Source organism: Caballeronia sp. LjRoot34, from assembly GCF_964253815.1.
In the GTDB taxonomy this organism is placed as follows: domain Bacteria; phylum Pseudomonadota; class Gammaproteobacteria; order Burkholderiales; family Burkholderiaceae; genus Caballeronia.
In genome coordinates, this window is record NZ_CAXUSB020000001.1 from 2,387,714 (window position 1) to 2,401,085 (window position 13,372).

At 60.8% G+C, this 13,372-nt stretch carries 12 protein-coding genes; all 12 read right to left on the minus strand.

What is annotated here, in order from left to right; genetic code table 11:
- Positions 1–295: 295 nt before the first annotated feature.
- The gene (locus tag ACSQ36_RS10680; RefSeq protein ID WP_213761513.1) at positions 296–856 is read right to left on the minus strand and encodes a phosphoribosyltransferase; all 561 of its coding nucleotides are present in this window, start codon (positions 854–856) and stop codon (positions 296–298) included.
- A 103-nt stretch (positions 857–959) separates the two neighbouring features.
- Positions 960–2,306: an adenylosuccinate synthase gene (locus tag ACSQ36_RS10685; protein ID WP_213761514.1), complete on the minus strand. Its 1,347-nt coding sequence runs from the start codon at positions 2,304–2,306 to the stop codon at positions 960–962.
- 174 nt (positions 2,307–2,480) lie between these two features.
- Positions 2,481–3,632, minus strand: coding sequence for an ATP phosphoribosyltransferase regulatory subunit (locus tag ACSQ36_RS10690; protein WP_213761515.1), 1,152 nt, complete (start codon positions 3,630–3,632; stop codon positions 2,481–2,483).
- A 154-nt stretch (positions 3,633–3,786) separates the two neighbouring features.
- Positions 3,787–3,978, minus strand: a complete 192-nt coding sequence (locus ACSQ36_RS10695; RefSeq protein WP_031356417.1) for a DUF2065 domain-containing protein — start codon at positions 3,976–3,978, stop codon at positions 3,787–3,789.
- Positions 3,979–4,020: 42 nt separating this feature from the next.
- Entirely contained in the window at positions 4,021–4,935 is a 915-nt protein-coding gene (hflC, locus tag ACSQ36_RS10700; protein ID WP_213761516.1) for a protease modulator HflC, read from the minus strand.
- A gap of 11 nt (positions 4,936–4,946) precedes the next feature.
- The gene (hflK, locus tag ACSQ36_RS10705; protein ID WP_436181891.1) at positions 4,947–6,419 is read right to left on the minus strand and encodes an FtsH protease activity modulator HflK; all 1,473 of its coding nucleotides are present in this window, start codon (positions 6,417–6,419) and stop codon (positions 4,947–4,949) included.
- A gap of 47 nt (positions 6,420–6,466) precedes the next feature.
- Positions 6,467–7,747 (minus strand): GTPase HflX, encoded by a 1,281-nt coding sequence (hflX, locus tag ACSQ36_RS10710; protein ID WP_436181892.1) that lies wholly within the window; start codon positions 7,745–7,747, stop codon positions 6,467–6,469.
- 29 nt (positions 7,748–7,776) lie between these two features.
- Entirely contained in the window at positions 7,777–8,013 is a 237-nt protein-coding gene (hfq, locus tag ACSQ36_RS10715) for an RNA chaperone Hfq (RefSeq protein ID WP_031356421.1), read from the minus strand.
- Between the two features lie 151 nt (positions 8,014–8,164).
- Entirely contained in the window at positions 8,165–9,502 is a 1,338-nt protein-coding gene (der, locus tag ACSQ36_RS10720; RefSeq protein WP_158934623.1) for a ribosome biogenesis GTPase Der, read from the minus strand.
- A gap of 486 nt (positions 9,503–9,988) precedes the next feature.
- The gene (gene bamB / locus ACSQ36_RS10725) at positions 9,989–11,128 is read right to left on the minus strand and encodes an outer membrane protein assembly factor BamB (RefSeq protein WP_213761519.1); all 1,140 of its coding nucleotides are present in this window, start codon (positions 11,126–11,128) and stop codon (positions 9,989–9,991) included.
- 161 nt (positions 11,129–11,289) lie between these two features.
- Entirely contained in the window at positions 11,290–11,919 is a 630-nt protein-coding gene (locus tag ACSQ36_RS10730; RefSeq protein ID WP_213761520.1) for a YfgM family protein, read from the minus strand.
- A gap of 102 nt (positions 11,920–12,021) precedes the next feature.
- Positions 12,022–13,368: a histidine--tRNA ligase gene (gene hisS, locus ACSQ36_RS10735; protein ID WP_436181893.1), complete on the minus strand. Its 1,347-nt coding sequence runs from the start codon at positions 13,366–13,368 to the stop codon at positions 12,022–12,024.
- Between the last annotated feature and the right edge of the window lie 4 nt (positions 13,369–13,372).

Genomic DNA, 13,372 nt, shown 5'->3' on the forward strand with positions numbered 1-13,372 from the left:
GAAGCGGAAAAAACGAACGCCATTCTAACGTTGCGTGCGGCGCCCGACCGGCCTGTTGCGATACCGCGACGACCGGAGCGAAGCGGCAGTTTAGCATTGCGGCAAAGGCGCGAAGGTGCATGCGCGGCGGTTTCCGGCTTTAACCGGCTATCAGCAAAAAAATGCCGTTCGATCGCACCGGACAGGCGAATCGAACGGCGTTTCGTTTCAGTTTCGTTCCGCTGCTCAACAACTAACCACTAACAACTCACGTGAACGGCTGACGCGCACGACTTGAACACGCTCAGGACTTGAATCAGCCGCGCTCGTCCTGGACGCCGCGCTTGATCCACGCACCGAGGTTGTGCGGGCGGACAGTGTCCCACTCTTCGAACGGCTGATGAATCCAGGGATTCGTTTCGAGAAACTGCACATGATAGTCGGGCTTCACTTTGGAGCAGCCCTTGTACCAAAGCACGGCGGAACGCACTGCCGTGACCGCCGGATAACGGTCTTTCAGATGCTGCTGCACACGCGAAAGCGTGACGCCGGAGTCGACCAGGTCATCGACAAGCAGCACGTTGCCAGACAGCTCGCCACGCGTCATGGTGATGTATTGCCCGATGTCGAGTGTGCCCTGTTCCGTGCCGGCCGCCTCGCGATACGAACTCGTCGCCAGGATGGCGAGCGGCAGGTCATAGATGCGCGAAAGCTGGTCGCCAACTCGCAGGCCGCCACGTGCGAGGCACAGGATATTGTCGAACTTCCAGCCCGAGTCATGCACGCTGAGCGCGAGCAGTTCGATCAGCCGGTGATATTCGTCCCAGCCTACCCACAGATTCCGGTCGTCATTGCGCGGATCTTTCATCGCGATCATGGTGAAACTCTTTTCAATATGTACAGCACTGTACGTCTGTTGAATATGCAAAAGTGGCCGCTGATTCGCGGCCACTTTGGTCGATGCTGCACGTCCGGCCTGCTTAAACCTTGAACGGATGACGCAGCAGGATGGTTTCGTCGCGATCCGGACCCGTCGACACCATGTCGATAGGCACGGCCGCCACTTCCTGGATACGCGACAGGTACTTGCGCGCATTGGCCGGCAAGCTGTCCCATTGCGTAATGCCGATGGTGCTTTCCTTCCAGCCGCCAAACGTCTCGTACACCGGCTCGCAACGCGCCACTTCCGACGCACCGCGCGGCAGGATGTCGACATCTTTGCCGTCGAGCTTGTAGCCCACGCACAGCTTCACTTCGTCCAGGCCGTCGAGCACATCCAGCTTTGTCATGCACAAGCCAGAGATACCGTTGATCTGGATCGAGCGGCGCAGCGCGGCAGCGTCAAGCCAGCCGGTACGGCGCGGACGGCCGGTTACCGAGCCGAATTCCTTGCCGACGGTCGCAAGCGTCAGGCCAACCTGCTCCTGGCGACTGGCGTTGTCGGCGTCATACAACTCGCTCGGGAACGGGCCTGCGCCCACGCGCGTGCAATACGCTTTCGTGATGCCGAGGATGTAGTTGAGCTTTTGCGGACCCACGCCCGCACCGGCAGTCGCCGCACCCGCCACGCAATTGCTCGATGTGACGTACGGATACGTGCCGTGATCGATATCAAGCAGCGTGCCTTGCGCACCTTCGAACAACAGGTTCCGGCCAGCGTGGTTTTCGTCATAGAGACGGCGCGAGACGTCGGTCACCATGGGCGCGAGGCGCTCGGCGTAGCCGAACATGGTGTCCAGCGTTTCCTGATAATCCACCGCTGCGGCGCCCAGGTAGCCGGTCAGCACGAAGTTGTGGAAATCGAGGGTTTCGCGCAGGCGTTCCGCGAACACTTCGCGGTCGTACAGATCCTGCACCCGCAAGCCGCGGCGGCCAACCTTGTCTTCATACGCCGGGCCGATGCCGCGTCCGGTGGTACCGATCTTCGCCGCGCCGCGCCGCGCTTCGCGGGCCTGGTCGATAGCGATGTGATACGGAAGAATCAGGTTGGCGGCTTCGGAGATGAAAAGACGCTTCTGGACGTCCACACCCACCGATTCCAGCTCGCCGATTTCCTTGAAGAGCGCTTCCGGCGACAACACGACGCCATTGCCGATGTAGCAGGCGGTGCCGGCGCGCATGATGCCCGACGGAATCAGTCGAAGGATGGTTTTCTTGCCGCCGATAATCAGCGTGTGGCCGGCATTATGGCCGCCCTGGAAGCGCACGACGCCCTGGGCGTGGTCCGTCAACCAGTCGACGATCTTGCCCTTGCCCTCATCACCCCACTGGGTGCCGACCACGACGACGTTGCGCCCCGGGTTCACATTCACTGCGCTGGCAGACATGTCAATTTGATAGCTGGTTAAAAAAGCATTTTACCTATGTTCGCAGAAGGTTCCGAGTTTTTCCCGGTATTTGCGAACGCGTATCGATTTTGCATCGATCGGATCTGGCAGAAATTTTGTCCGCGGCTTGCGGCTGCGCACTGATAAAAAACGCGCCGGCAAACCGCAAAACCGCTAGGAACGGGCCTCTACGACCCACTTTCCGTCCCGCTCGACCAATACGCGATCGAACGCGAACTCGTCGAGATCATGGTCGTGACCGGGCAACGCCTGAATCACCACTTCGCCCGCATCGCGCAATTGCGCGACTGCCGAGAGCAGCGGTTCGTCATGCTTCCACGGGGCGAGGACCGCGCTGCCGCGGGCATCGACGGGGGAAATGCGGGCGACTTCGCGCAGGTCGAGCGAGAAGCCGGTTGCCGGGCGCGCACGGCCGTAGGCCTGGCCGACATGGTCGTAACGGCCACCCCGCGCCACCGCATTCGGCACGCCATCGACGTACGCCGAGAACATCACGCCGCTGTGGTACGCGTAACCGCGCAGATCGGCGAGATCGATCATCAGCTCGGCTCCGTTCGCCTGGGCCGCGAGGAACGCGAGGTCGTCCAGCGCCCGGCCGATCACCGGAAGATTCGGCAGCCGAGCCCGCGCTTCGTCGAGCACGGAAGCGTCGCCATACAGCGAAGGCAAAGCGCGCAATGCGTCCCGGGTGACATCGCCAAGCTTGGCCGTGAGTTCGTTCAGGCGCGGCACATCCTTCGCGCCGAGCGCGTCGAACAGCGCTTCACCGAGCACCGCAGCAGCCGGCTCCAAGTCCAGCAAGGCCGACAAAACGCCCGCGTGGCACAGGTCGAGGCGCACTTTATCGAGGCCGCTCAGACGCAGTGAGTCCAGCATCAGTTGCTGGATCTCGAGATCCGCTTCCAGTCCCGCATGGCCGTAGATTTCCGCGCCGATCTGGATCTGCTCGCGCGTAGCGTGCAGACCGCGCGGGCGCGTATGCAGCACATTGCCCGCGTAACAAAGCCGCGTCACGCCCTGGCGATTCAGCAAATGCGCGTCGATACGGGAAACCTGCGGCGTAATGTCGGCGCGCAGGCCGAGCGTTCGGCCGGATAATTGATCAACGAGCTTGAACGTGCGCAGGTTCAAGTCGCTGCCGCCGCTGGTAAGTAACGACTCGAGATACTCGAGCATGGGCGGCATGACAAGTTCGTAGCCGTACGAACGAAAACGGTCGAGCAGCCGACGGCGCAATTCTTCGATCTTGCGAGCCTCGGACGGCAAGACGTCGGCGATATTCTCGGGGAGTAACCAGGTGGACATCGATGCGTTTCCTACGGAGCGCTTGAGCGCGGCGGTGATGATTGCCGCGAGTGAGCGCAAGCTTTGAGTCTATGGGCGACCGGAGACTACAAGTCGACCCGCTTTGAAGTTTTCACGTCGCGACGATCATGGTGCAATGATCACGTTGCAATGGTCACGTCGCGATAATCAGCAGGATAACGCCAAGCACCATGGCGATCAGCCCACCGATACGAATCTGGTGCGGCGGCCGTTGCGCGATCCGGCGGAACGTGTCGCGCCAGGAGTTAGGGAAGACGAACGGAAACATCCCCTCAATAATCAGCATCAACGCAATCGCGAGCAGTAACGATGCAGCCATATCCATTCGATTGAAGGCGTCGCGACTCTCGCCGCGACGCTTGGACGCTCAGCGCTTGCGCGCGAGCGCCGGGGTGGTGGCATCGGCGCCGCTCGGCGCAGCACCATTCGGGCTGCGCATGAAGCGGAAGAAATCGCTGCTCGGATCGACGACCATCACGTCACCGGCATTGAAAGTCTTTTTATACGCTTCGAGGCTTTGATAGAACTGGTAGAACTGCGGATCGACGCCGTATGCATCGGCGGCAATGGACGCAGCTCGGCCATCACCCTCACCCTTGATGGTCTGCGCTTCCTTGTAGGCATCGGCAAGAATGGCTTCCTGCTGGCGCTCCGCGCTCGCTTTCAGCGCATCGGCGTCGGCCGTCCCCTTCGCGCGCTCCTCGGCCGCCGCTTGCTGGCGCGCCGCGATCATGCGTTTGTAGACCGAATCGGCCACCGCCGGCGGAAAGTCGATGCGCGTCAGTTGCAGGTCGACGAGCTCCACGCCGAACGCCGCTGCAGGCTGCTCGATTGCCTTCTGAGCTTCGGTCGCAATAGCCTGCTGCTCACCGAGCACGTCCGTCAGCGAACGCTTCGTGAACGACGACGTCAACGCCGTGCGCGTGAGCGCGGCCAGCCGGTCCTGCGCCGTCTGCGTGTTCTTCTCGTTGCTTTCGAACAGCTTGAGCGGATCGGCCACGCGATACTTGATGACCGTATTCACGATCACCTCGTTCTTGTCCGACGTATTGAAGCGGTCCGAGCCTGCTTCGTCGAGCGTGAGCGTACGGGTGTCGATCAGCGTCAGCGTCTGGAACGGCGGCGGCAGCTTGAAATGGAGGCCGGGCGTGACAAGCGTGGGCGTGTCGCCGCCATGTGCGGTGACCACGCCGGCATGGCGTTCGTCGACCACGAACATCATGGACGAGCCAATGAACAACACAACCACCACGGCAGCGACGAGCGCAATAATTCGATTCATGATCGCGCTCCTCATTGCGTGTCGTCTTCGCGCGAACGCGAACGGAACGCATCGCGCGAACGCAATGGGTCACCCGACGACTGCGCGGCGGCACCCGAGGCGGCAGCAGAAGCCGCAGCGCTGGCGGGAGCGGCGGACTGGGCAGTGACGGCCGAAGCCGCCGATGCGCTTTCGGCGCGCGCGTCCTGCGTAATAGCCCCTCCGATCACACCGGTAGGCGCGGCGCCGACGGGTTGATTCGCACCCGAAGGCGCCGTCCCCGCAGCAACACCTGACGCGCCCGACGCCACGGCGGCTGCGGCGGCGTTCTGGCGGTTTGCATCGACTAGCTTGTCGAGCGGCAGGTACACCACATTGTTCGAACTCTTGCTGTCGACGAACACCTTCGTCGCACGCGAATAGATCTGCTGCATTGTGTCCAGATACATGCGTTGACGAATCACTGCCGGCGCCTTCGAATATTCTGCGTAGACCTGCTTGAAGCGCTCGGCATTGCCTTGCGCCTGCGAAACGACCCGGTTGCTATAGCCCTTCGCATCGTCGATCATGCGCGCCGCGTCGGTCTTCGCGCGCGGCAACAGTTGATCTGCGTAGGCTTTCGCGGTGTCGACCGCGCGCTCGTTGTCCTGGCGCACCTTCGCGGCATCTTCAAAGGCCGGCTGAACCTGCGCCGGCACCTGCACGCTCTCGATGGTCACGCCGGTCACCTGCAAGCCCGTCTTGTACGAATCAAGCGATGCCTGGATGGTGTCGACAAGCTTCGCGCGCAATGCTTCGCGATCCTTGAAAAGCAGGTCGTCGGTACTGTGCGTGCCCGCGATTTCGCGAATCGCGGCCTGCGCCGATTCCGTCACGTTCTGCTCAGGATCGGCATTGCGGAACAGATAGTCGGTCGCCGACCTGATCTGATACTGCACGGCAAACCGCACCTCGACGATATCCGCGTCGTGCGTCAGCAGCGATGCGTCACGAACGTTGGCCTGGGTCACGGTGTTGTTGCGCCCGACTTCGATCGAACGAATCTGCGACGTATTGACGATCTCGTGCGATTCGAACGGATACGGAAGACGCCAATGGATGCCCGGGTCGTCCGACTCTTCATACTTTCCGAAGCGCGACACGACACCCACATTGCCGTCCTGTACGACGAATACGCCGCTGCCCAGATAGATCGCGATCAATACGCCGACAACAATGCCCATGCCGATCTTGGCGCCGCGGCCGTTGTCGGTACGCGGACCGCCGCCAGGCGTTTTCTTGCCGAACAGGCCGGCGAGCTTCTTGTTGAAGTCGCGCCACATTTCGTCGAGATCCGGCGGGCCCTCACCATCCTTGTCCTTCGATGGGCGCTTTTGTTCCTGCGGACGCTTCTGGTCCTGGCTTTTGCCGTCGCCATTGCCGTCGCCCCGCCCCCAGCGCGGGTCGTTGATCGAAAAGACGGCATGCGAAAGCTGCCGGTTACTCCGCTCGTTGTAGTCGTTCACTCGGTGATTCACCATTAGACAGCCGGGTCAATGCAAATCGGAACAGATCAGTGCCCGTGCTCGGGGACCTTGCGGTCATCACTTTCGTCGGCTGACCGGTGGTCTTCCGGTAGCGTGGTTCCGTCGTCGGGTGTGCTATCCATGGACTCCGGCACGATTGTGCCGTCCGGAAGTTCCGTGTACTCGTTGTTATCTTTGGGTTCGGAAGCCGCAAATTCGGCGATGGCCGCGCGCAGCGCGTCGAGTCCCTGACCCGTTCGCGCGCTCAAAAAGACGCGCAAAATATTACCATACTCATCCCTTTCAACTGAGTCGCCACGGGCCGCCAGCTCAGGCACCGCATCGATCTTGTTGAAAACGAGGATCTGCGGAATGCCGTCGGCGCCAATGCTGCTCAGCACCTTGTTCACCTCGTCGATCTGATCGAGCCGCACCATGCTCGATGCATCCACCACGTGCAGCAGCAAATCAGCCTGAACAGTTTCCTCAAGCGTCGCACGAAAAGCCGCGACCAGTTGGTGAGGCAGGTCGCGAATGAAGCCGACCGTATCCGACACCACGGCCTGCCCTGCTTCCTCGCTGAGATAAACCCGGCGTGAGGTGGTATCGAGCGTGGCGAACAACTGGTCCGCCGTGTACGCCTGCGCTTTCGTCAATGCATTGAACAACGTCGACTTGCCCGCGTTCGTATAGCCAACCAGCGACACTGAGGTAGTCCGGTTGCGCCCGCGCTGGCGGCGCTGCGTGCCATGCTGACGTTGCAGCTTCTTCAGCTTCGCCTTCAGCGCCTTGATCCGCTCGCCAATCAAACGGCGGTCAGTTTCAAGCTGCGTCTCACCCGGGCCGCGCAAACCGATACCGCCCTTCTGCCGTTCAAGGTGAGTCCACGCACGAATCAGTCGCGTGGACAAGTAGGTGAGCTGCGCGAGTTCGACCTGCAGCTTGCCTTCATGACTGCGGGCACGCTGGGCGAAAATGTCGAGGATAAGACTGGTGCGGTCAATCACGCGCCGTTCCAGCGCGCCTTCCAGATTGCGTTGCTGCGCGGGCGCGAGAGCGTGATTAAAAATGACAAGTTCCACGTCGTTGGCTTCGCACGCGAGGCGCAGCTCTTCGACTTTGCCGCTGCCGACAAACATCTTGGCATCGGGACTGGAACGGCGACCGGTCAGGGTGACGGCGGGATGGGCACCCGCACTTTGTGCGAGCAGACTGAGTTCTTCGAGACTGGCATCGAAATCGATTTTTCCGAAGTCGACACCGACAAGCGCTGCGTTGATCAAATCAATGTTTTCATTTTGAAGCGACCGGTGAATTAGCACGTTCATTCATGCCGTGACACCGGGCGCAACGAGGTTTAGGGCGTCTCTGCATCCGGGTGGAAATTCACCGGACGCGCCGGCACGACCGTCGAAATGGCGTGCTTATAGACCATCTGGGTAACCGTATTCCGGAGCAACACGACGTACTGGTCGAACGATTCAATATTGCCTTGCAGCTTGATGCCGTTGACCAGGTAGATCGATACAGGCACATGCTCTTTTCGCAGTGCGTTCAAAAACGGGTCTTGTAACAATTGCCCTTTGTTGCTCATAGCAAACTCCGTATTATTTTTGCAGGTTGATGTGATTGCGACGAAGAAAAAGAGATCCGTCGTCAATCGCTACACTATAGCCGATTTTCATTTTCGCACCAGCGCGCCACGGCCGTCGAAAATCCGGCGAAACGCTTGGTGCACGCGGGGTTCAGCCTTTGTCCGCGTAAGGGTTCGCGCTCGAACGGAACTCTATGCGCAATGGAGTCCCCACGAGCCCGAAAGTTTCCCTGAAGCGGCCTTCGAGGTAACGTTTATAGGTGTCGGTGATCGCGTCGAGGGCATTTCCGTGCACGACGATGATCGGCGGATTCTGTCCACCCTGGTGCGCATAACGCAGCTTCGGACGAATCGGTCCGCGGCGGCGCGGCTGTTGAAATTCAACCGCGTCGATCAACGCGCGCGTGAGCTTCGGCGTGGGCAACTTGGCCATGGCGGCGGCGTAGGCATCATCCACCGATTTCATCAGTTGGCTGATGCCCGTCTTTTCCAGCGCCGACACGTAATGAAATTTAGCAAAGTCCAAAAACTTGAGCTTGCGCGTAAGGTCGGCCTTGGTGCGCTCGCGCACATGGGAGTCCAATCCGTCCCACTTATTGACCCCTACTACCAGCGCACGTCCCTGCTCGACCACAAATCCCGCAATATGTGCATCTTGGTCCGAGATGTCCTGCTGCGCATCCAACAGCAGAATCACTACGTTAGCGTCGGAAATAGACTGCAACGTCTTCACCACCGAGAACTTTTCGACGGCCTCGAACACCTTGCCGCGACGGCGCAACCCAGCTGTATCGATCAGGGTGTATTTGCGGCCGCTTCGCTCGAAATCAACATAGATGGAATCGCGCGTAGTGCCGGGCATGTCGAACGCGATCACGCGCTCCTCACCGACCAACGCATTGATCAGCGTCGACTTGCCGACGTTCGGGCGTCCCACGATGGCGATTTTCACGCCGCGCGCCGCTTTTTCTTCGGGGTCTTCTTCCGGCTGTCCGGCATACGCAATCTCGAGCGCGTCATCGATCATTTCCGAGACGCCGTCGCCGTGCGCGGCAGAGATGGCACGCGGGTCGCCGAGGCCCAGTTCATAGAAGTCGGCGGCGACCGCGCTGTATTTCATGCCCTCGGCCTTGTTGACCACGAGGAACAGCGGCCGGCCACTCTTGCGCAGGTAGTCCGCAATCGCCTTGTCCTGCGGTGCGAGCCCGTTGCGGCCGTCGGTGATGAAGACGACCACATCGGCCTCCTCCACCGCCTGGCGGGTCTGGCGAGCCATTTCGTGCAGGATGCCGTCTTTCGCGACCGGTTCGAAACCACCGGTGTCGACCACCAGATAAGGCCGGTCGCCTACCCGGCCTTCGCCATAGTGACGGTCACGGGTAAGGCCGGGCAAGTCGGCGACGAGTGCGTCGCGCGAACGGGTCAGGCGGTTGAAAAGCGTCGATTTCCCCACATTGGGGCGCCCCACGAGGGCAATTACGGGTTTCATCAGATGGTGTTCACAGTTGAACGCAAGGCGGATGATTCCGGCCCGGCGCGCGCCGGATAAAAGTCCGGAAACGGCGAGCCGCGAGTGTGCGTGGCCCGGCGATGTGTCAAAAATTAGCACGGTTTCGGCGGAGACCGCGGCGTGCAGCGATGTTCCACGTTCATGGCGTTTGAAGCGCATGTGGAACGCGCTGAGCGCTCCGCCAAACGACATGATCGATCGGGCAACGTCACCCGAAGGTGTGGACCGGTTTGCACAAACCTGCTGCCGGAATCCCGATGCCTGTTGTTACTTGTGATGTTGCCTGACCTGCTTATATGCTGCTTGTGCGCTTATTTGCCGCACGATGATCCTTCACGCGCAGCCTTGATGAATCGATTCTATTCGCACGACGCGGACTCAAAAAACAAAAAAGTCCGAAAAAACACGAACGGCCGGCAAAACCGGCACGTCCGTCAGAACGTCAGATCAACTCAAACCATTACATCAGCGCGGACGGAAACCGTACAGGCCACCGTCGTGCGTCTGGATAACCAGGGTATCGCCCGCCAGCACCGGCGCAGCCGTGATCGCGCTGCCATCGGTCTTGGCCCGGCCGACGAATTCGCCATTTGCCGTGGAAAGGAAATGCACAAAGCCCTGATAGTCGCCGAGTACGACCGCGCGGCCCAGGATAAACGGCACGCTGACCATGCGATTCTTCAGCTTGTCGTTCTTCCAGAGCGGCGCGCCGTCGATCCCGCTAAACCCGTTGACGATCGACCAGTCGTCGCCGGCTGCGACCATTTCATTGTCCTGCGCCAGGCCGCTATCGCTCGAGAACGACTTTTCCCATTGCGGACGGCCCGAATTCGCGTCGAAACAGCCAATGCGTCCCTGGAACGTCACCGCGCATGTCTCCGATCCCACGAGTGTTGGTGCGCCGGTGACGTCGTTGATGCGCTCTACCTCAGTCACGCCCTTCGGGAACGACACCGGCGTCTGCCAGTAGGCGTCGCCGGTCTGCAGATTGATTGCGGCGAAGGTACCGCCCGGGAAGCCCGCCAGGACCGCCTGGGAAGCGGCGAACGTCATTCCGGCAGCCACGCGCAGGTTGAGCGGCACGGCGCGCGCCTGGAATATCCATTTCTGTTCGCCGGTTTGCGCGTTGAACGCAATGACCTTGCCGTCGATCGTCCGGACGACGACCACGTCATTGCCGACCAGCGGCGGCGAGATGATTTCGCCCGGCGCGATTGCCGTCCAGAGTTGCTTGCCGTCCGGTCCCAGCACGTACACGTTGCCTTTCAGGCCACCGACCGCGGTCAGGTTGCCGTCGCTGCCCACGCCTGCCGACAGATCGTCTTTAAGCTTGATGCGCCATACGTCCTGCCCGGTCTTGGCATCGATCTTCGCAACCGTGCCGTTGGCGCCAGCCGCGTAGACGAAGTCACCAATCGCCACCGGCGAGAACAGGTAACGCCCGGCCTTGCCGACGCTCGCCTTCCAGGCCTGCTCCACGGTGAGAACCGGCTTGATGTCTACAAGCGGAGTCGGCACGCGGCGCTCGTCCTTGGTGGCGCAGGCGGTGAGCATAACCGTCATCGCACAAGCGAGCGGGAGAGCGTAGCGTTTCAGAAAGGTCATCGGTAGACGCAACATGAATAAGTGAAATCGGTTGATCGGTGTGCTGCGCGGTGGTCGCCAGGGTTAGATTCACCGCCGCAAACCGGTGACTTTAACCTAGCGAGCAACACGCCTGCATAAGGACGAGGTCGGCTGACCGGCCTTAGGGCCGGCCGTCGGCGCTAGCCGCCGAGTGCGTCCAGCTTGAACTGGACCAATTGACGGGCCGACGTATCGGACTTCGGCAGCGTGTCGAGCGCGACCTTGTAAGCCGTGCGCGCGTCATCGCGCTTGCCTTCGGCCACCAGCAGGTCGCCGCGACGGTCCGACACCACGCCCTTGAACGCGTCAAGCGGCGCGTCGGCGAGCACCTTCAGGCCGGCGTCATAGGATTTTTCATCGAGCAGCAACAAAGACAGCCGCAATTTCGCAATCTGTTTGTATTCAGCGTCTTTCGCGTGGTCGGCGGCCCATTGCAGCTGCGTTTTAGCCCCTGCAGTGTCGCCCGCGGTGTACAGCGATTTGGCGGCGGCCAGCGCCGTCATCTGCGCGTACGCAGTGCCGCCGAACTTGTCTTCCATGTCCGTTGCCGCTCGCGTGACCATTGCCTTGTCACTCGATGCCACCGCTTGCTGCACCTGGTCGTAGAGCACGGCGGCTTCCGCAGCCTGCCTGCGCTGCCAGAAATTCCAGCCGTTCCAGCCCGCCGCGACGACGAGCACCGCGAGGACAATCCAGGTCGTGGAGTTGCCCCATTTCGCCCACCAGGCTTTCAGATTTTCAAGCGACTCTTGTTCTTCGTGATAGCTCATGCCCTGCGTATTCCTTGACTGCTTTTGTGTTCACGCGCAACGCTGCGCGCCATTGTTTCAGGCCGCCACGCGGGCTTTGCCCGCGTGGCGCCGCCCGACAAATCAGTCCGCGCTGTCGTCGGCGGTTGCCACCATCGCATTGATTAGAAATTCGGTCAAGTCTTCCACCGGCACCGTGGCTTGCTCGTTCTTTTGACCCGTCGATTCAACCGACGCACTACGCAGCGGCTTCACGCCAACCATGCCTTGCGCCAGCTCGTTCTCGCCCAGCACCACGGCAAAAGCCGCGCCGCTGGCATCGGCCTTTTTCATCTGCGACTTGAAGCTTGCCGGCGTGCCGTCGGGGCTGCAATGCAGGATGACGTTCAGGCCGGTATCGCGCAGCCGCTCAGCGATGATAAACGCCTGCTCCGCCGCCGCTTCACCCTGGTGAACCACGTAGATATCGGTTCCTTCCGGCGCCGGCACCAGATCTTCTTCTTTCAGCAATTCAAGAATGCGCTCGACACCCATCGCCCAGCCGCACGCCGCCGTTGCCTTACCGCCCAGTTGCTCGATCAGCGGGTCGTAGCGGCCGCCGCCCGCCACTGTTCCCTGCGCGCCGAGCTTGTCGGTCACCCATTCGAACACGGTGAGATTGTAGTAATCGAGGCCGCGAACGAGACGCGGATTGATCTTGAACGGAATGTTGTTCGCCTTCAGCAAACGCTGAACACCCTCGAAGTGCGCGAGCGATTCGGAGCCGAGGAAATCGACGAGCTTCGGCGCGTTCTGCGCAATCTCCTGCATGGCGGGATTCTTGGTATCCAGCACACGCAACGGATTGGTGTAGAGACGGCGCTTCGATTCTTCGTCGAGTGCGTCAGCATGTTGCTCGAGATACGCGATCAATTCCTTCCGGTGCGCTGCGCGCTCTTCCGGCTGGCCTAGCGAGTTCAGTTCGAGCCGGATGCCGGAGAGTCCGAGGTCGTCCCACAAGCGCTGGCACATCATGATGATTTCAGCGTCGGTGTCCGGTCCGGCAAAGCCGAGCGCTTCCACGCCGACCTGATGGAACTGCCTGTAACGCCCGCGCTGCGGACGCTCGTGGCGGAACATCGGGCCGATGTACCACAGCCGCTTCGGGCCGTCGTAGAGCAGGTTGTGTTCGATCGACGCACGCACTACCGCAGCCGTATTCTCCGGGCGCAGGGTGAGCTGCTCGCCGTTGAGCGCGTCGGTGAAACTGTACATTTCCTTCTCGACAATATCCGTCACCTCGCCAATGCCGCGCGTAAACAGCTGCGTATGCTCGAGAATAGGCGTGCGGATCTGCTGATAGCCGTAGGCCCGCAACATCGATTTGACGGTACTTTCGAAGAATTCGTATAACGCGGCATCCTGCGGGAGGATGTCGTTCATGCCCTTCACGCCGCTCAGTTTCTCGAGCTTTTTCTTGACTTCAGTCATCTGT

Coding starts and splice junctions, on each gene's coding strand:
- ACSQ36_RS10680 (WP_213761513.1), bottom strand. CDS start 856: ATGATCGCGATGAAAGATCCGCGCAATGACGACCGGAATCTGTGGGTA.
- hflC (WP_213761516.1), bottom strand. CDS start 4,935: ATGAATCGAATTATTGCGCTCGTCGCTGCCGTGGTGGTTGTGTTGTTC.
- hfq (WP_031356421.1), bottom strand. CDS start 8,013: ATGAGCAACAAAGGGCAATTGTTACAAGACCCGTTTTTGAACGCACTG.
- ACSQ36_RS10730 (WP_213761520.1), bottom strand. CDS start 11,919: ATGAGCTATCACGAAGAACAAGAGTCGCTTGAAAATCTGAAAGCCTGG.
- ACSQ36_RS10690 (WP_213761515.1), bottom strand. CDS start 3,632: ATGTCCACCTGGTTACTCCCCGAGAATATCGCCGACGTCTTGCCGTCC.
- der (WP_158934623.1), bottom strand. CDS start 9,502: ATGAAACCCGTAATTGCCCTCGTGGGGCGCCCCAATGTGGGGAAATCG.
- hisS (WP_436181893.1), bottom strand. CDS start 13,368: ATGACTGAAGTCAAGAAAAAGCTCGAGAAACTGAGCGGCGTGAAGGGC.
- bamB (WP_213761519.1), bottom strand. CDS start 11,128: ATGACCTTTCTGAAACGCTACGCTCTCCCGCTCGCTTGTGCGATGACG.
- hflX (WP_436181892.1), bottom strand. CDS start 7,747: ATGAACGTGCTAATTCACCGGTCGCTTCAAAATGAAAACATTGATTTG.
- ACSQ36_RS10685 (WP_213761514.1), bottom strand. CDS start 2,306: ATGTCTGCCAGCGCAGTGAATGTGAACCCGGGGCGCAACGTCGTCGTG.
- ACSQ36_RS10695 (WP_031356417.1), bottom strand. CDS start 3,978: ATGGATATGGCTGCATCGTTACTGCTCGCGATTGCGTTGATGCTGATT.